Raw genomic sequence first — 18270 nt, 5'->3', positions numbered from 1 at the left:
TGGCATGCTTCTTGTAATGTAAAAGACATTACCGATTCTCTGGAGAAGATCATGCTGGAACTACTGTTTATTATTGGTTTTTTTGTCATGTTGCTGGTGACCGGCGTTTCACTGCTCGGCATTATCGCCGCGCTGTTGGTTGCCGCCGCAGTGATGTTTTTGGGCGGACTTTTTGCTTTGATGATCAAACTGTTGCCCTGGCTGCTGCTGGCCGTGGCGGTAGTCTGGGTGATTCGTACTATCAAAGAGCCGAAGGTTCCACGTTATCAACGCAATAACCGCTGGCGTTACTAAAGTATTGAGTGGTTCGTCACAACCCTGAGACATTTCCAGCAGCATTGCTTAGAACCGAATAGGATTTAGATATCAAATCTGTCACTATCGCGGCGTTAACGAATTCATCGCGCTGTACCCTACAATGCAGCCGAACTAAAAAAAGAAAGGGCTTCCTGCGGGAAGCCCTAATTCTTTCTGAGACTTATCTCACGGGATCAGCAGGCTTGAGCCTTGCGTGGCCCGGCTCTCCAGCGCTTCATGCGCCCGTTGCGCATCCTTCAGCGCGAACTTCTGGTTGTCGGCCACATCCACTTTAATCACCCCGCTGGCGATCAGCGAGAACAGCTCATTGCTGGCTTCCTGTAACTCTTCGCGGGTGGTGATATAGCCGTTCAGGGAAGGGCGGGTGGCATAAAGAGAGCCCTTCTGGTTGAGAATGCCCAGGTTCACGCCAGTAACTGGCCCGGAGGAGTTGCCGAAACTGACCATCAGCCCACGGCGATGCAGGCAGTCGAGGGAAATTTCCCAGGTATCTTTACCCACCGAGTCATACACCACGCTGACCTTTTTACCGTCGGTCAGCGCCTTAACGCGTTCAACCACATTCTCTTCGCTATAGTTGATCACCTGCCAGGCACCGGCCTGCAGTGCACGCTGCGCTTTCTGCGCCGAACCTACGGTGCCGATAAGCTTCGCGCCCAGCGCTTTCGCCCACTGGCAGGCAATCAGCCCGACGCCGCCCGCCGCTGCGTGGAATAAAAAGATCTCATTGGGTTTGATGTCGTAGGTTTTGCGCAGCAGATAAAATACCGTCAGCCCCTTCAGGAACGAGGCGGCGGCTTGTTCAAAGGAGATGGCGTTTGGCAGGACGGCCACTTTGTCTGCCAGAACGTTATGCACCGAACTGTACGCGCCGAGCCCGGATTGCGCATATACCACGCGATCGCCGACCTTAATATGCGTGACGTTACTGCCGACTTTACTCACCACGCCAGCGGCTTCGGTGCCCAGCCCGCTTGGCAGCGCGGGAGGCGGGTATAAGCCGCTGCGAATGTAGGTGTCGATGTAGTTGATGCCAATGGCTTTATTTTCCACCTGCACCTCGTTTTCTGCCGGAGCGGCGGGGGTAAATTCCACCGCGCTGAGCACGTCGGGGCCGCCATGCTTGTGAAATTCTATTCGTGTCGCCATGCTTCCTCCTGATGTGATAATCTTTCGAACCATTCATAACCCGGATAGCTCCATTCACTATGGCAGGAAATAAACCCTTCAACAAACAGACTGAAACCCCTGACAGACAGGTCGAGGGGATGAAAGTGCCTCCACATTCCATCGAAGCGGAGCAGTCGGTGTTGGGCGGTTTAATGCTGGATAATGAGCGCTGGGACGACGTCGCCGAGCGCGTCGTGGCCGAAGACTTTTATACCCGTCCGCACCGTCATATTTTTACCGAGATGCATCGCTTGCAGGAGATGGGGAAACCTATCGACCTGATCACCCTGGCGGAATCGCTGGAACTGCAAGGGCAACTGGATATTGTCGGCGGCTTTGCCTATCTGGCTGAGTTATCAAAAAACACGCCAAGTGCGGCGAATATCAGCGCTTATGCCGATATCGTGCGTGAACGTGCCGTGGTTCGCGAGATGATCGCGGTAGCCAATGAAATCGCTAACGCCGGTTTCGATCCGCAAGGGCGTACCAGCGAAGATCTGCTCGACCTGGCGGAATCGCGGGTGTTTAAGATCGCCGAAAGCCGCGCCAATAAAGACGAAGGTCCGAAAAATATCGCCGATGTGCTTGAGGCAACTGTCTCGCGCATCGAACAGCTTTTCCAGCAGCCGCATGATGGTGTCACGGGCGTGAACACCGGCTATGAAGATCTCAATAAAAAGACGGCAGGTTTGCAGCCGTCAGATCTGATTATTGTTGCTGCCCGTCCGTCGATGGGTAAAACAACATTTGCCATGAATCTCGTCGAAAATGCGGCGATGTTGCAGGATAAACCGGTTCTTATCTTCAGTCTTGAGATGCCATCAGAACAGATTATGATGCGTTCTCTGGCGTCGCTGTCGCGCGTGGACCAGACGCGCATCCGTACCGGCCAGCTTGACGATGAAGACTGGGCGCGCATCTCCGGCACCATGGGGATCCTGCTGGAAAAACGCAATATCTACATTGATGACTCCTCCGGCCTGACGCCGACAGAAGTGCGTTCGCGCGCGCGGCGTATTGCCCGCGAGCACGGCGGGATTGGCCTGATTATGATCGACTACCTTCAGTTGATGCGTGTACCGTCGCTTTCCGACAACCGTACGCTGGAGATCGCCGAGATCTCCCGCTCGCTGAAAGCGCTGGCAAAAGAGTTGCAGGTGCCGGTGGTGGCGCTGTCGCAGCTTAACCGTTCTCTGGAGCAGCGCGCCGATAAACGCCCGGTCAACTCCGACCTGCGTGAATCCGGTTCTATCGAGCAGGACGCCGACTTAATCATGTTTATCTATCGTGACGAGGTTTATCACGAAAACAGCGATTTAAAAGGTATTGCAGAAATCATTATTGGTAAGCAGCGTAACGGGCCGATCGGTACGGTACGTCTGACCTTTAACGGGCAGTGGTCACGTTTTGATAATTATGCAGGGCCACAATACGACGATGAATAAATTTTCGTCATCCTTCGCGCCGCAGGTGCGTTGACGGCACCCGCCCACCCCGGTCACTTAGTTTACTAAGCCCCGGGGATTCCCGGGTTTGTCGCCTTCCTGCAACACGAATGATGCAGAAAATTGTTTTTTGAGGAAAAACATGCAAGCGGCAACCGTAGTAGTTAACCGCCGCGCTCTGCGACACAATCTGCAACGTCTGCGCGAGCTGGCTCCTGCCAGCCGACTGGTTGCAGTCGTGAAAGCGAACGCCTATGGACACGGTCTCGTGGAGACCGCGCGAACGCTCCCCGATGCCGACGCTTTTGGCGTTGCCCGTCTCGAAGAAGCCCTGCAACTGCGCGCAGGGGGAATCACACAACCGATTCTGTTGCTGGAAGGTTTTTTCGCCGCCAGCGATCTGCCCGTACTGGCAGAGCACCAGCTTGAAATGGTGATCCATAGCCCCTGGCAACTGGATGCGCTGGAAACGGCCACGCTGCCCGCGCCGGTAACGGTGTGGATGAAACTGGATACCGGCATGCACCGTCTTGGCGTGCATCCTCATGAAGCTGAGGCGTTTTACGCGCGTCTTTCCGGCTGCAAAAATGTACGTCAACCAGTGAATTTTGCCAGCCACTTTGCCCGCGCCGATGAGCCGGAGTGCGGCGTAACGGAACGCCAGCTGGATATTTTCACCACTTTTACTGAAGACAAACCGGGCCTGCGTTCGATAGCCGCTTCTGGCGGCACCTTGCTGTGGCCGCAGTCGCACTTTGACGCTGTGCGCCCCGGCATCATTCTCTATGGCGTTTCGCCGCTGGAGAACAGACCGTGGGGCGCGGATTTCGGCTTTCAGCCGGTGATGACGCTGACTTCCACGCTGATTGCCGTGCGCGACCACAAATCAGGAGACGCAGTCGGTTATGGCGGAACCTGGGAAAGCACTCGCGACACCCGCTTAGGCGTAGTGGCGATGGGATATGGCGACGGTTATCCGCGTGCTGCGCCTTCCGGAACGCCCGTGCTGGTCAACGGACGCGAAGTGCCGATCGTTGGCCGCGTGGCAATGGACATGATTTGTGTCGATCTCGGCCCGGATGCGCGTGAGCTCGTCGGTGATAGCGTGGTGCTGTGGGGTGAGGGTTTGCCCGTCGAGCGTATTGCCGCTATCACAAAAGTGAGTGCTTACGAACTTATTACGCGCCTGACCGCCAGGGCGTCGCTGCAGTACCTCGACTAAACGTTTTGCGCTTTCCTGCACGGGAAAGCGCTGCCCCTCTCGATCTTCCCCGGCTTCCGGTTTATTGTGTTGTTCTTGCCGACTGTAAACCTGGAGAATACACGCGTGTTTCAAAAAGTTGACGCCTATGCTGGCGACCCGATTCTCTCGCTCATGGAGCGTTTTAAAGAAGATGCGAGAAGCGACAAAGTTAACCTCAGCATCGGGTTGTATTACAACGAAGATGGCATCATTCCGCGCCTGCAGGCGGTGGCTGAAGCCGAAACGCGCCTGAATGCGCAACCGCACGGTGCATCGCTCTATCTGCCGATGGAAGGGCTGAACAGCTACCGTCACTCCATTGCGCCGCTGCTGTTTGGCGCCGACCACCCGGTGCTGGCGCAAAACCGCGTGGCAACTATCCAGACGCTGGGCGGCTCCGGCGCGCTGAAAGTCGGCGCGGATTTCCTGAAACGCTATTTCCCCAATTCCGGCGTCTGGGTCAGCGATCCAACCTGGGAAAACCACATCGCCATTTTTGAAGGCGCTGGATTCGAAGTAAGCACTTACCCCTGGTATGACGATGAAACTAACGGTGTACGTTTCCCGGCACTGCTGGAAAAACTGAATACCCTGCCGGAACAAAGCATCGTGTTACTGCATCCGTGCTGCCATAATCCGACCGGTGCGGATCTGACTAACGCCCAGTGGGACGAGGTGGTCGGCGTGCTGAAAGCGCGCAATTTGATTCCGTTCCTCGACATCGCTTACCAGGGCTTTGGCGCAGGTATGGAAGAAGACGCTTACGCTATTCGCGCGATTGCCAGCGCCGGGATGCCTGCGCTGGTCAGCAACTCGTTCTCCAAAATTTTCTCCCTGTATGGCGAGCGTGTCGGCGGCCTTTCCGTGGTGTGTGAAGACAGCGAAGCCGCAGGCCGAGTGCTGGGACAACTGAAGGCCACCGTCCGTCGCAACTACTCCAGCCCGCCAAGTTTTGGCGCGCAGCTGGTGGCGACCGTGCTCGGTGACGCGGCGTTACGGGCGCTCTGGCTGAAGGAAGTGGAAACGATGCGCACGCGCATTCAGGCAATGCGCCAGCAACTGGTGCAGGTGCTGCGCGAAGCCGTACCGGGCGGGAATTTCGACTACCTGCTTAAACAGCGCGGCATGTTCAGCTATACCGGCCTGAGCGCGGCGCAGGTCGATCGTCTGCGCGAGGAGTTTGGCGTTTACCTGATTGCCAGCGGTCGTATGTGTGTTGCCGGTCTGAACAGCCGCAACGTGCAACGCGTGGCGCAAGCATTCGCCGCAGTAATGTAAGCACCCGCTCACTTTTTAGTTTTCCCCGACCTTCTGCCAACGGGCGGAAGGTCATTATCCCCCCGTTTTCTCTCATTATCGGCGTAATTAGCAGAAAATCCTTTGTTTCATCTGCCGCTGGGGTTAAGGTCGGATAACATTTCGACCATTCGCACCATTTATGAATATAACGAACTGATAATTTAGGGATAAAGATGCGAACGATCACTCGTCTTTTCGGCGCCGCCTGTTTATGGCTGGCGTCCGGTAGCCTTGCGGTTTACGCCTCTGCACCTTCTCCGGTTGCGGATGGCACCAACATCATCAAGCTGGCAGAACAGGCGCCTGTTCACTGGGTTTCCGTGGCGCAAATTGAAAGCTCGCTGGTGGAGCGTCCGCCAATGGCGGTCGGGTTTGATATCGACGATACGGTACTCTTCTCCAGCCCCGGTTTCTGGCGCGGTAAGAAAACCTGGTCTCCGGAGAGTGATGATTACCTGCACAACCCGGCGTTCTGGGAAAAAATGAATAACGGCTGGGATGCATTCAGCATTCCCAAAGAGGTGGCGCGTCAGTTAATTGCCATGCATGTGAAACGCGGCGACAGCATTTTTTTTATTACCGGCCGCAGCCAGACAAAAACGGAAACCGTGACGAAAACGTTGCAGGAGGATTTTCTGATCCCGGCAGCGAATATGAATCCGGTGATTTTTGCCGGCGACCAGCCAGGGCAGAACACCAAAATTCAGTGGCTGAAGGAGAAGCAGATCCGCATTTTCTACGGCGACTCGGACAGCGATATCGCCGCCGCGCGTGCGAGCGAAGCCCGGCCAATCCGCATTCTGCGCGCCGCGAATTCCACCTATAAGCCATTGCCGCAAGCAGGTGCTATGGGCGAAGAGGTGATTGTCGACTCGGAGTTTTAAGCGCCGGATTTGCCCTTTTGCCGATTTGCAGCACACTTAAAAACGGCCTCTTTGCAGAAGGAACAGTCGATGTGGTATCAACAGACGCTCACGCTTGGCGCGAAATCGCGCGGGTTTCACCTGGTCACTGATGAAGTGCTGGATCAAATTCGCGAAATTTCCCGTGTGCAGGTGGGTTTATTGCATCTGTTGCTGATGCACACGTCAGCTTCCCTTACCCTGAATGAAAATTGTGACTCCACGGTGCGCGACGATATGGAGCGCCACTTTTTAAATGCAGTGCCGGACAACGCACCGTATAAGCACGACTACGAGGGGCCGGATGATATGCCCTCGCATATCAAATCCTCAACACTGGGTGTTTCACTGCTGCTACCGGTCAGGAATGGGCGCGTGCAGTTAGGAACGTGGCAGGGGATCTGGCTGGGAGAGCATCGTATCCACGGCGGGTCGCGCACGATTATCGCGACACTACAAGGGGAATAAAGATGACAATTTCGGAGTTGCTGCAATATTGCATGTCCAGGCCTGGCGCGGAACAGAGTGTGCACAGCGACTGGAAAGCCACGCAAATCAAGGTCTCAGATGTGCTGTTTGCGATGGTGAAAGAGGTGGACGGTCGCCCGGCGGCGTCGCTGAAAACCAGCCCGGAACTGGCGGAGCTGCTGCGTCAGCAGCATGAAGATGTGCGCCCAAGCCGACATCTGAATAAAGCGCACTGGAGCACGGTATATCTCGACGGTTCGCTGCCGGATTCGCAGATTTACTATCTGGTGGATGCTTCGTATCAGCAGGCGATGGAGCTGGTACCGGAAAATATCCGGCACCAGCTTTATGAAGGATCAACCCGCTCGTAGCCGCTATTTCAGCATCGGTTTAAGGAATCGCGCCGTGTGCGAGGCTTCGCATTCGGCGACGGTTTCCGGCGTACCGGCAACGAGGATTTCACCGCCGCCGCTGCCGCCTTCCGGGCCGAGATCGACAATCCAGTCCGCCGTTTTAATCACGTCCAGGTTGTGCTCAATCACCACGATGGTATTACCCTGATCGCGCAACTGATGCAGCACGTCCAGCAACTGCTGGATATCGGCAAAGTGCAGGCCGGTCGTCGGTTCATCGAGGATATAGAGCGTTTGCCCGGTGCCGCGTTTCGACAGCTCACGCGCCAGCTTCACGCGCTGCGCCTCGCCGCCGGAGAGCGTGGTGGCCGACTGTCCCAGACGAATATAGGTCAGCCCGACATCCATCAGCGTTTGTAACTTGCGCGCCAGCGCCGGAACGGCATCAAAGAATTCACGGGCTTCTTCGATGGTCATATCCAGCACTTCGTGGATGGTTTTGCCCTTATATTTGATCTCCAGCGTTTCGCGGTTATAGCGTTTGCCTTTGCACTGATCGCACGGCACATAAATATCCGGCAGGAAGTGCATCTCCACCTTGATAACGCCGTCGCCCTGACAGGCTTCGCAGCGGCCGCCGCGCACGTTAAAGCTGAAGCGTCCTGGCGTGTAACCGCGCGAGCGTGATTCCGGCACCCCGGCGAACAGCTCGCGCACTGGCGTAAAGACGCCCGTGTACGTTGCCGGGTTGGAGCGCGGCGTACGGCCAATCGGGCTCTGGTCGATGTCGATCACCTTATCGAAATGTTCCAGCCCCTGAATATCGCGGTACGGCGCGGGTTCCGCGATAGTGGCGCCGTTGAGCTGGCGCTGGGCGATCGGGAACAGCGTATCGTTGATCAGCGTCGATTTCCCGGAACCGGAAACGCCGGTGATACAGGTGAACAGGCCCACCGGCAGCGTCAGGGTGACGTTTTTCAGGTTGTTGCCGCGTGCGCCGGTCAGCTTGAGCATTTTTTCCGGATCGGCGTTCACGCGCTGTTTCGGCAGCTCAATTTTACGCTTGCCGCTCATATACTGGCCGGTCAGTGATTCCGGCACCGCCATAATATCCTTGAGCGTCCCTTCCGCGACGACCTGCCCGCCGTGCACGCCCGCGCCAGGACCGATATCAATCACGTGGTCGGCCGCGCGGATGGCATCCTCGTCGTGTTCGACGACAATCACCGTGTTCCCCAGATTACGCAGGTGGATCAGCGTACCGAGCAGGCGCTCGTTGTCGCGCTGGTGCAGACCGATGGACGGCTCATCCAGCACGTACATGACGCCTACCAGACCGGCGCCAATCTGGCTCGCCAGACGAATACGCTGCGCTTCGCCGCCGGAGAGGGTTTCCGCCGAGCGGGAAAGCGTCAGGTAGTTCAGGCCGACGTTCACAAGAAACTTCAGGCGGTCGCCAATCTCTTTCAGCACTTTTTCGGCAATTTTCGCCCGCTGACCGGAAAGCTTCAGGTTATTGAAGAAATCCATCGCATGGCCAATGCTCATGTCGGAGATGGTCGGCAACGGCGTATTTTCAACGAACACATGACGCGCTTCGCGGCGCAGACGCGTTCCTTCACAGGAGGCGCAGGGGCGGTTGCTGATGAATTTCGCCAGCTCTTCGCGTACCGCGCTGGATTCCGTCTCTTTGTAGCGGCGCTCCATATTATGCAGCACGCCTTCGAACGGATGACGACGCACGGAGGTGTCGCCGCGATCGTTCATATATTTGAATTCAATTGACTCTTTACCGGAACCGAACAGCACCACTTTTCGCACGCTGTCGCTCAGGCTTTCCCACGGCGCTTCCACATCGAATTTGTAGTGATCCGCCAGCGATTTCAGCATCTGGAAATAATAGAAGTTACGGCGATCCCAGCCGCGGATTGCGCCGCCAGCCAGCGACAGTTCCGGGTTCTGGATCACGCGGTCCGGGTCAAAATATTGCTGTACGCCGAGGCCGTCGCAGGTTGGGCATGCGCCCGCCGGGTTATTAAACGAGAACAGGCGCGGTTCCAGTTCGCGCATGCTGTAGCCGCAAATCGGGCAGGCAAAGTTGGCGGAGAACAGAAGCTCTTCCGCGTTGGTATCGTCCATGTCGGCGACCACTGCGGTGCCGCCGGAGAGTTCCAGCGCGGTTTCAAACGATTCCGCCAGGCGCTGCGCCAGATCGCTGCGTACTTTAAAGCGGTCAATCACCACTTCAATGGTGTGTTTCTTTTGCAGTTCCAGCTTCGGCGGATCGGAAAGATCGCATACTTCGCCGTCGATACGCGCGCGGATATAGCCCTGGCTTGCCAGATTTTCCAGCGTTTTGGTGTGCTCGCCTTTACGCTCTTTAATCACCGGTGCCAGCAGCATCAGGCGCTTGCCTTCCGGCTGCGACAGCACGTTATCCACCATCTGGCTGACGGTTTGCGCCGCTAGCGGTACATCGTGATCCGGACAGCGCGGCTCGCCAACGCGGGCGTAAAGCAGACGCAAATAGTCGTGGATCTCGGTAATTGTCCCGACGGTGGAACGCGGGTTGTGCGAGGTTGATTTCTGCTCAATCGAGATCGCCGGCGACAGACCTTCAATATGGTCAACGTCCGGTTTTTCCATCAGCGATAAAAACTGACGGGCATAGGCGGAAAGCGATTCAACGTAGCGGCGCTGTCCTTCGGCGTAAAGCGTGTCGAAAGCCAGTGAGGACTTACCAGAACCCGACAGCCCGGTGACGACAATCAGTTTGTCGCGCGGGATGACGAGGTTGATGTTTTTGAGATTATGGGTGCGGGCGCCCCGTACTTCTATCTTATCCAATCCATTCACCTTTTACCCGGAGGAACACGTTTTGCCCGGTGTGTTTGAAGGACAACCGGCGATCACAAACGGCTAATTATGACACAATTTAACCTGTTTGAATATACAGTATTGGAATGCAAATCATGATTCGATGTGCAACAATGCGCCGTGAGTGCGATATCTCCGGAACATGCTTCGCAGCTATCAAATTGCTACATGGAAATGGTACACTCGCGCGTTTACACTACTAAGAAACGTATTAACGTATCAGGAGACTCGAACATGGCCAGCAGAGGCGTAAACAAGGTGATTCTCGTCGGTAATCTGGGCCAGGACCCGGAAGTACGCTATATGCCGAGTGGTGGCGCAGTTGCCAACATTACGCTGGCTACTTCCGAATCCTGGCGTGACAAGCAGACCGGCGAAATGAAAGAGCAGACAGAATGGCACCGCGTTGTGCTGTTCGGCAAGCTGGCGGAAGTGGCCGGTGAGTATCTGCGTAAAGGCTCTCAGGTTTATATCGAAGGTCAGCTGCGTACCCGCAAATGGACCGATCAGTCCGGTCAGGAAAAATACACCACGGAAGTGGTGGTGAACGTGGGCGGCACCATGCAGATGCTGGGCGGCCGTCAGGGCGGCGGCGCACCGGCAGGCGGTGGCCAGCAGCAGGGCGGTTGGGGCCAGCCTCAGCAGCCGCAGGGCGGCAACCAGTTCAGCGGCGGCGCGCAGTCTCGTCCGCAGCAGTCTTCCGCTCCGGCACCGTCTAACGAACCGCCGATGGATTTCGACGACGATATCCCGTTCTGAGTTCGCTTTTCAAAACAAGTTAATCAGAACGAAAAGCCCTGCTTCGGCAGGGCTTTTTACTTAATCTTTCAACGAAATCCCTTTCATTGTTTCCCAGATCCTTTGCTTATCCTGCTCGTGTAAATTCTTCTGCTGCAAAGCGTGCATAAATGCCTTCCGGTCCTGTTCCGTCAGAGGTTGCCCGGACTTTAATCGTGCTGCCACACTTTGCAGAATACGGGCACTAAGTTGGCCGATTTGCGTCCGGACGTCCTGAAGCGGGCGAGGCTGCCAGTCAGTTTCCGGCGCGGCCAGCCAGTCGGCGCGATAGCGGTACTGAATCGCCTTGGCGGCGTCCATCTGCGCCTGAATAAATGGCCTTACGCTCTCGCCTTTTAATCCCAGCGAATCAGCATCAGCAAGGGTACTCTCCAGCACCTTCTCCTCTTGCTGTAGATCTTCAATCGCCTGGTGATGCTGTGCTTTATAACCGGCAACATCTTTCATCCAGGACAAACGTTCATTGATCAAATTGCCAATCGAAGGCGCTGAAGCGGCTGTAGCAGAGAACGTTGCGGCAGCGAGAAGCAACACGGCTGTATAGAGCTTGTACGGCATCATAAATCTCCGACATCGATAAACAGGAAGCCTCTGGCGGCGTTGAAGAAACGTTTCGCAGAAAGCGTAACTGGCGCATTTTACAGCCATGTGATGATAAAAAAACCGTAAACCCGAGCCGGGCTTACGGTTCTCTTTTACAGCAGGGGTAAAAAATTACTTCGACACGTCCGCACCGAAGTATTTCTGGGAAATACGTTCGTAGGTGCCGTCGGCCTTGATCTCTTCCAGCGCTTTATCAATCGCCGCTTTCAACTGCGGGTTGTTTTTGCGCAGCAGCACGCCGGATTTCTCTGCATTCTCTTCTGTGGCGATGATTTTCACCGGCGCAGACGGTTTATGTTTTTTGAAGTCGAGGAACGACAGGTTGTCGTTGATGGTGGCATCGGCACGGCCCTGCACCACCAGATCGATAGACTGGTTAAAGCCGTCGGTCGGGACAATTTCCGCACCGTATTTACGCGCGATCTGGGCGTAGTTACTGGTCAGTGAATGGGCTGATTTTTTGCCTTTCAGATCGGCAAAACTTTTAATGCTGCTATTTTTGTCATTGACGATCAGTACCGCTTTAGACGCAATGTACGGCTCGGAGAAGTCGAATTTCTTCTCGCGTTCCGGCGTAATACCCACCTGGTTGATCACCACGTCATAACGGTTCGCGTCGATACCGGCGATCAGGCCGTCCCATTTACCTTCAACGAACTGCGGGTTCACTTTCAGGCGTTTGGCGATTTCACGGCCAATTTCTACGTCAAAACCTTCCAGCGTGCCGGAAGCATTGTGGAAAGTGAACGGCGGATAGGTGCCTTCAGTCCCGATTTTCAGTACACCAGCGGACTGAATCTTTGCCAAATCATCCTGCGCCAGCGCTGCGTGGGCAAAACCAAGCTGCATAATCCCGGCTACGACTAATGTTGCGAGTGCTTTCATCTGCATTACCCTATGTTGTTTTAATTAACTCGCCCCGAGTTCCGGGAGCGCTGTGCTTAAAGAGGCGATAAACTCCGCGGTACGGGGTTTCTTCGCATGTAAAAACAAATCGTTAGCGGAGCCGGACTCGACAATTTCCCCGGCTTCCAGAAACACCACCTGGCTGGCGATATTCGCCGCCAGACGCAAATCATGGGTCGCCATGATCATCGTGGTGCCTTCCAGCGCCAGCTGGCGCAGTACGGACACCACTTCGCCGGAGAGCTCAGGATCGAGTGCGGAAGTGGGTTCATCGCACAGCAGAACCGCCGGTGACGGCGCCAGCGCACGGGCAATCGCCACGCGTTGTTGCTGGCCGCCAGAGAGCGTATTCGGCAGGGCATCGCGTTTGTGCAGCATGCCGACTTTATCCAGCAGCTCTTCACCACGGCGGCGAGCGCGTTCGCGATCCCATTTATGCACCGTAACCAGCCCTTCGGTGATGTTGTCGAGGGCGGTCATGTGCGGAAACAGTGCGAAGTTCTGGAACACCATGCCGGTCTGACGGCTGATGCGACGAATATCCTGGCCTTTGATCCGCGCGCCTGGCGCAAATGTGATGCGCTCTTTGCCGATGGTCAGCTCCCCGGACTGAGGAATTTCCAGCAAATTAATGCAGCGCAATAAGGTGCTTTTCCCGCTGCCTGAAGGGCCAATCAACGTGGTTACCGTGCCTTCTTCAATCGTTAAATTGATGTCCTTCAGCACCCGGTTGCCGTCGAAACTTTTTTCAATGCTGGAGAGCGTTATCATTGACCTGGCCTTTTACTGTCGTACCCGCTAATTTCCGCTCCAGCTTCTCTTGCAAATGCGATAACACAGAACTGAAGAACAGATAAATAATCGCCGCTTCGCTGTACAGAATCAGCGGTTCATAGGTCACCGCTGCAATTTGCTGTGCGGCAAGAAACATCTCCGGTACGGTGATCACCGACGCCAGCGAAGTATCTTTTACCAGAGAAATAAAGGTGTTAGAGAGCGGCGGCACGGCGATGCGCGCAGCCTGCGGCAGAATAATACGACGCAGAGACTGCGCCCAGGTCATGCTGATGGAGTGGGCGGCTTCCCATTGCCCTTTCGGCACAGCCAGCAGCGTTGCTCTGATCACTTCGGAGGTATACGCACCAATATTGACGGTAAAGCCAATCACCGCCGCAGGGAAGGCATCAATGGTGATCCCGGCGCTCGGCAACGCGTAGAAAATCAAAAATAGCTGCACCAGCAACGGCGTACCGCGAATCAGCCAGACGTAAAACCGCACCACCGGCTTTAAAAAAGCCGGGCCGTACAGGCGCAAAAGCGCAACCACAAAACCGAGCGACAGCCCAAGAATAAAGGAGATCAGCGTTAAGGGAATGGTGAATTTTAGCCCTGCGGAAAGCATCGGCCAGAAAGAATCAATCGCTAAGGGTAACCATGTTGGCACTGCACACCTTCCGGACGGAACATTTTGCCAGAAATTGCTGGCGGAATATTTTATTAGCCCGGCTTAATTATTTGAGGGCTGGATTAGTGCGAATTATATTCTTTGCGCCGTGTGCGAAAACAAATATATACGAATAACGTTATACGAAAAAAAGCTAAGCCATTCTTTTTTGATACAAGCCCGCCGTCATCACCTGCCGCTTTATTGCACTATTTGCGTGATATGTCGCCATTCATGCACCTTTTTTGATCGTTACTTTAGTGCGTGAATTCTGATCGATTTTATGCGTTTTCTGTAAATTCAGTTTGTTACACGCTGGCACCCTTCTTGCAGTTCCATTTAGTGAAACTTCAGTCCCATTTTATGAGACCGCACTATGTCCATTTTAGAAACCACGGCCAGCATTCTGAAATTGATGGTGGATCTGCAAAGCGGTATCCGCGTCAGTGATGTGATTACCCACCTCGGCATGCCCAAAAGTACCGCTTCGCGCGTGATGAGCCAGCTTGAGTTCTGGGGCTATCTGGAAAAAGACGAAAACCAGGGCACCTTTCTGCCTGGTCCGTTGATTATGTCGGCTTCGCATCTCGTCAGCCGCCAGATCACCCTGAGCGATCACGTTGATGCGGCGCTGCGCAACCTGTGCGAACGCACGGGATACACTGGCTATATCTCGATGCTCGATAACCAGGAAATCCTTGTGCTGCGGGTGATCCACGGCCGTCAGGCGCTGCCGGTTGTTACCTGGCCGGGTTCGCGCTCGCCGGCATGGGGAACTTCGACCGGCCGCGCGCTGCTGGCGCGTCTTTCCGATACACAACTCCATGATTTTTTTGCCAGCCCGCTGGTGGTATCGCAGCTTAGCGGTACACAGCAAGACGTCAGCATGCTGGTTGCTGCCGTGGCCCGTACCCGCGATGCCGGTTACGCAACGGCCGTTAATGAATCGGTTGCCGACACGGCTTCCGTTAGTTGCGCAGTAGGCGACCCGGCCACTCACGAAGCCGTGGCGTTCTGCCTCTCCTTCCCTCAACACCTTGCTACCCCTGAAGAGTTGCAACGGATCGCGACATTACTGAAAGAAGCCGCCCTCACCATCGCCGGAAAAACCGGTGACACGCTGGTGACCAGCTCGCTTTGATTTTTCCTTTTTTGCCAATACCAGGAGAATAACCGTGAGTCAGACTGTCTCATCCGAAACGCTGCCGGAACAGAGCGAGAGCCATCCACGCGCTTTTGCCCCGGCCACATTACTGTTGCTGCTGGTGCTCAGCATCTTCGGCTCAGTTATTGGCGTGCAACTGCTAACCACGCTGGGGGTAACGCCGAATACAGCGATCATCGGCGCGATGGCGGCGATGATCATCGCCCGCATTCCACTCCAGTGCTTCGCCCGTTTCCGCTCCATCCATATTCAAAACCTGGCGCAAAGCGCGACGTCGGCGGCCACCTTTGGCGCGGCGAACTCGCTGCTGCTGCCCATTTCTATTCCGTGGCTGTTTGGTCATAACGAAATGGTGATGCCGATGTTTATCGGCGTGGCGCTGGCGATGTTGCTGGATGGCTGGCTGCTCTATCGCCTGTTTAATACGCGCATCTTCCCGGCCGAAGGCGCCTGGCCGCCGGGAATTGCGGCGGCAGAGTCGATTAAAGCGGGCGATCAGGGCGGCAAACAGGCGGCGCTGCTCGGCACCGGCATGGTGATCGGCGCTGTCGGCTCGTGGTTCAAATTCCCGATGGCGGCGCTGGGTACGGCGTTTATCGGCAATATCTGGGCGCTGAGCATGCTCGGCGTTGGTTTCCTGCTGCGCGGTTATTCCGGGCCGCTATTCGGCATTGATATCAACAAACTCTACATCCCGCACGGCGTGATGGCGGGGGCGGGCGTGGTGGCGTTGTTCCAGATTATCCGCCTGATCCGCCAGAGCAACAGCCAGAAAGCAGCGCCGCATACCGCCGACGACGCGCTGCCGCAGGCGCAAAATGCGCAGATTGGCAAAACCATCCGCTTAGGCGCGCTCGGCTTTATGGCGATTTCAGTACTGATTGCGCTCGGCAGTGGTCTGTATGCCCATCTCTCCCTGCCGTGGCTGGTGGCGTTTATGGTCTACGCCGCTTTCGCTGCCTTTCTGCATGAAATGATCGTGGGCCTTGCCGCCATGCACTCCGGCTGGTTCCCGGCCTTTGCCGTGGCGCTGATCACTTTGCTTATCGGTATTTTGATTGGCTTCCCGCCACAAGCGCTGGCGATGCTGTGTGGTTTCTCTGCCGCCACCGGCCCGGCGTTTGCCGATATGGGCTACGACCTTAAGGCCGGATGGATCCTGCGCGGTAAAGGCGAACACACCCGCTTTGAGCTGGAGGGCCGCCGTCAGCAGTTGCTGGCTGCCATGCTGGCCTTTGTCGTCGCCATGCCGGTGGTGCTGTTTATTTTCCGCGACTACTTCTCGCAGGGGCTGGTGCCGCCGGTGGCAAAAGTGTATGTCGCCGCCATCAACGCCGGGGTGTCGTTTGATATTGCCAAATCGCTGCTCATTTGGGCCATTCCTGGCGCCATCATCCAGTTGATTGGCGGCCCTGGCCGCCAGATGGGCGTGCTGCTGGCTACTGGGTTGCTTATCAATAACCCGCTGGCGGGTTGGGCGGTGATGATCGGTATTGCCATCCGCGCGGCAGTGCTGCGCGTTGGCGGCGAGCCGATGCGTAACAAAATCGAGGTGCTGGCGGCGGGTTTGATCGCCGGAGACGCCCTGTTCAGCTTCTTTAATTCCGTCCTGCCGGGCGGCAAAAAGTAATCACGCCATTCCAGAGAAAATATAATGAGCTTACAACAAACGTTACAGGTCTTTGAGTTACTCGACAGCGCGTATGCCAGCGGCGATAAGGTGAAAACTCTGCTGGCGGGTTACAGCAACATCGAGGTGAGCGTGAAAGCGGTCAGTGGCCCGAAAGGCAGCACCGACTTCGTTAAAATCGTTATTCCAGGTACGGAAGGAAAACGTCGCGGCGGCAGCGCGCCGACGCTGGGGATTGTCGGACGTCTGGGCGGTATTGGTGCGCGTCCGGGGCGAATTGGGCTGGTCTCCGACGCCGATGGCGCCGTGGCGGCGATTGCCAGCGCGCTCAAACTGGCGGAGATGCAGCGCCAGGGCGATAGCCTGCCAGGCGATGTGATTGTCACCACCCATATCTGCCCGGATGCGCCAACACGCCCACACGAACCGGTTGATTTTATGGATTCGCCGGTCGAAACCGAAGACATGAACGAGCAGGAAGTCTCCGACGAAATGGATGCGGTGCTGTCGATTGATACCACCAAAGGCAACCGCATCATCAACCATAAAGGCTTTGCCATTTCGCCGACGGTCAAAGTGGGTTACATCCTGCGCGTGGCGGAAGATCTGTTGCGCGTCATGGAAATGACCACCGGGCAACTGCCGGTCACTTTCCCGATCACCACCCAGGACATCACGCCGTACGGTAATGGGGTTTACCACCTGAACAGCATTCTGCAACCGTCGATTGCTACCGCCGCGCCCGTGGTTGGCGTGGCGATTACGGCGGTAAGCACCGTGCCGGGCTGCGGCACCGGGGCGAGCCACGAAACGGATATCGCGCTGGCCTGTAAATTTGCCGTAGAAGTGGCGAAAGAGTTCACCCGCGGCACCTGCCAGTTCTTTGATAAAGCAGAATACCAGCGCCTGCTCGATCTGTACGGTTCGCTGGCGCATCTGCAAAAACGTCAGCCGGGAGTGTGAAATGGCGATCCGTAAAATCGGTACGCTAACCATCGGCCAGGCACCGCGCAGCGACATCACCCCAATCCTCGATGCGGCGTTACCCGCGCAGGTAAGTTGCCTGCACGCCGGAGTGCTGGATGGGCTGGATGATGCCGCCATCGCGGCGCGTTTTGCGCCAAAACCTGGCGATGCATTGCTGACTTCGCGCCTGCTGGACGGGCGAGCGGTGGTGATGGGCAAACCGGCGGTCGGCGAAGCGTTGCAACAGAAGATCGACTGGCTGGAAGCGCAGGGCTGCGAGATCATCGCTATTCTTTGTACCGGCGAGTTTCACGGTTTGAGCAGTAAAAAAGCGTGGTTGATCGAGCCGGATCGGATCCTGCCGCCGACGCTGAATGCACTGGTCGGAACGCGTCGCGCCGGGATCCTGGTGCCGCTGGAAGCGCAGATCGCCAGCGAGCTGGAGAAGTGGCGCGGTGCTGCGCAAATGCCGGTGTTTGCCGTTGCCTCGCCCTATACCGCCAGCGAAGACGAGATTGCCGCCGCCGCCCGCTCGCTGCAAGCGCAGGGGGCGGAAGTGATTCTGACCGACTGCATGGGCTACACCGCCTGGCATCAGGCGATCTGCGCCCGCCACGTCCCGCTGCCCGTTGTATTATCGAATAAGCTGTTAGCCGATCTGCTACGCAATTTGCTGTAAAAGG

The 18270-nt window shown here is 56.2% G+C and carries 18 protein-coding genes; 12 read left to right on the top strand and 6 right to left on the bottom strand.

What is annotated here, in order from left to right:
- The first annotated feature begins 51 nt into the window (after positions 1 to 51).
- The gene (pspG, locus tag DK872_RS19205) at positions 52 to 294 is read left to right on the top strand and encodes an envelope stress response protein PspG (RefSeq protein WP_007372432.1); all 243 of its coding nucleotides are present in this window, start codon (positions 52 to 54) and stop codon (positions 292 to 294) included.
- Between the two features lie 189 nt (positions 295 to 483).
- Here pspG and DK872_RS19200 read toward each other — a convergent pair whose 3' ends face one another.
- Complete coding sequence (locus tag DK872_RS19200) at positions 484 to 1467, bottom strand: quinone oxidoreductase (RefSeq protein ID WP_072440882.1); 984 nt, start codon at positions 1465 to 1467, stop codon at positions 484 to 486.
- Between the two features lie 59 nt (positions 1468 to 1526).
- Here DK872_RS19200 and dnaB point away from each other — a divergent pair, with 59 nt between their 5' ends.
- The 6 genes from dnaB (at position 1527) to DK872_RS19170 (ending at position 7216) form a co-directional block, all read left to right on the top strand.
- Entirely contained in the window at positions 1527 to 2933 is a 1407-nt protein-coding gene (dnaB, locus tag DK872_RS19195; RefSeq protein ID WP_007372434.1) for a replicative DNA helicase, read from the top strand.
- A gap of 142 nt (positions 2934 to 3075) precedes the next feature.
- Positions 3076 to 4155, top strand: a complete 1080-nt coding sequence (alr, locus tag DK872_RS19190) for an alanine racemase (RefSeq protein WP_149289281.1) — start codon at positions 3076 to 3078, stop codon at positions 4153 to 4155.
- A 105-nt stretch (positions 4156 to 4260) separates the two neighbouring features.
- Positions 4261 to 5454 (top strand): aromatic amino acid transaminase, encoded by a 1194-nt coding sequence (gene tyrB / locus DK872_RS19185; protein ID WP_007372437.1) that lies wholly within the window; start codon positions 4261 to 4263, stop codon positions 5452 to 5454.
- A gap of 194 nt (positions 5455 to 5648) precedes the next feature.
- Positions 5649 to 6359 (top strand): acid phosphatase AphA, encoded by a 711-nt coding sequence (gene aphA / locus DK872_RS19180; protein WP_007372438.1) that lies wholly within the window; start codon positions 5649 to 5651, stop codon positions 6357 to 6359.
- A gap of 69 nt (positions 6360 to 6428) precedes the next feature.
- Positions 6429 to 6845, top strand: a complete 417-nt coding sequence (locus tag DK872_RS19175) for a secondary thiamine-phosphate synthase enzyme YjbQ (RefSeq protein WP_072440875.1) — start codon at positions 6429 to 6431, stop codon at positions 6843 to 6845.
- A 2-nt stretch (positions 6846 to 6847) separates the two neighbouring features.
- Positions 6848 to 7216 carry an MmcQ/YjbR family DNA-binding protein gene (locus DK872_RS19170; protein WP_007372440.1) on the top strand — a complete coding sequence of 123 codons (369 nt, stop codon included), beginning with the start codon at positions 6848 to 6850 and terminating at the stop codon, positions 7214 to 7216.
- Positions 7217 to 7219: 3 nt separating this feature from the next.
- Here the strand turns inward: DK872_RS19170 and uvrA are convergent, their stop codons facing one another.
- Entirely contained in the window at positions 7220 to 10045 is a 2826-nt protein-coding gene (uvrA, locus tag DK872_RS19165) for an excinuclease ABC subunit UvrA (RefSeq protein ID WP_007372441.1), read from the bottom strand.
- Positions 10046 to 10309: 264 nt separating this feature from the next.
- On the opposite strand from uvrA, the gene ssb1 reads away from it, so the two are divergent.
- The gene (gene ssb1, locus DK872_RS19160; protein WP_043955685.1) at positions 10310 to 10834 is read left to right on the top strand and encodes a single-stranded DNA-binding protein SSB1; all 525 of its coding nucleotides are present in this window, start codon (positions 10310 to 10312) and stop codon (positions 10832 to 10834) included.
- 60 nt (positions 10835 to 10894) lie between these two features.
- Here ssb1 and DK872_RS19155 read toward each other — a convergent pair whose 3' ends face one another.
- From DK872_RS19155 to DK872_RS19140, 4 genes are all read right to left on the bottom strand, one after another.
- On the bottom strand, positions 10895 to 11434 hold the full coding sequence (locus DK872_RS19155; RefSeq protein WP_083565939.1) for a chorismate mutase: 540 nt from the start codon (positions 11432 to 11434) through the stop codon (positions 10895 to 10897).
- Between the two features lie 153 nt (positions 11435 to 11587).
- A complete protein-coding gene (locus DK872_RS19150) occupies positions 11588 to 12361 on the bottom strand; it encodes an amino acid ABC transporter substrate-binding protein (protein ID WP_007372444.1) in 774 nt (257 codons plus the stop codon).
- A 24-nt stretch (positions 12362 to 12385) separates the two neighbouring features.
- Complete coding sequence (locus DK872_RS19145; protein ID WP_007372445.1) at positions 12386 to 13153, bottom strand: amino acid ABC transporter ATP-binding protein; 768 nt, start codon at positions 13151 to 13153, stop codon at positions 12386 to 12388.
- Positions 13131 to 13826 (bottom strand): amino acid ABC transporter permease, encoded by a 696-nt coding sequence (locus tag DK872_RS19140; RefSeq protein WP_007372446.1) that lies wholly within the window; start codon positions 13824 to 13826, stop codon positions 13131 to 13133. The genes DK872_RS19145 and DK872_RS19140 overlap by 23 nt, the downstream gene beginning before the upstream one ends.
- 376 nt (positions 13827 to 14202) lie before the next feature.
- Here DK872_RS19140 and DK872_RS19135 point away from each other — a divergent pair, with 376 nt between their 5' ends.
- The 4 genes from DK872_RS19135 (at position 14203) to DK872_RS19120 (ending at position 18266) form a co-directional block, all read left to right on the top strand.
- On the top strand, positions 14203 to 14967 hold the full coding sequence (locus tag DK872_RS19135; RefSeq protein WP_007372447.1) for an IclR family transcriptional regulator: 765 nt from the start codon (positions 14203 to 14205) through the stop codon (positions 14965 to 14967).
- A gap of 61 nt (positions 14968 to 15028) precedes the next feature.
- Positions 15029 to 16621 (top strand): OPT/YSL family transporter, encoded by a 1593-nt coding sequence (locus DK872_RS19130; RefSeq protein ID WP_071921815.1) that lies wholly within the window; start codon positions 15029 to 15031, stop codon positions 16619 to 16621.
- Between the two features lie 24 nt (positions 16622 to 16645).
- Positions 16646 to 17584 (top strand): DUF1177 domain-containing protein, encoded by a 939-nt coding sequence (locus DK872_RS19125; protein ID WP_161518711.1) that lies wholly within the window; start codon positions 16646 to 16648, stop codon positions 17582 to 17584.
- A gap of 1 nt (position 17585) precedes the next feature.
- Positions 17586 to 18266, top strand: coding sequence for an AroM family protein (locus tag DK872_RS19120; RefSeq protein ID WP_090398297.1), 681 nt, complete (start codon positions 17586 to 17588; stop codon positions 18264 to 18266).
- Positions 18267 to 18270: the final 4 nt, after the last annotated feature.

It is taken from the genome of Kosakonia sp. MH5 (genome assembly GCF_009935945.1).
Taxonomy (GTDB): Bacteria; Pseudomonadota; Gammaproteobacteria; order Enterobacterales; family Enterobacteriaceae; genus Kosakonia; species Kosakonia radicincitans.
Note: the sequence above shows the minus strand (reverse complement) of the source record. Positions and strands in the feature narration are given on the sequence as shown.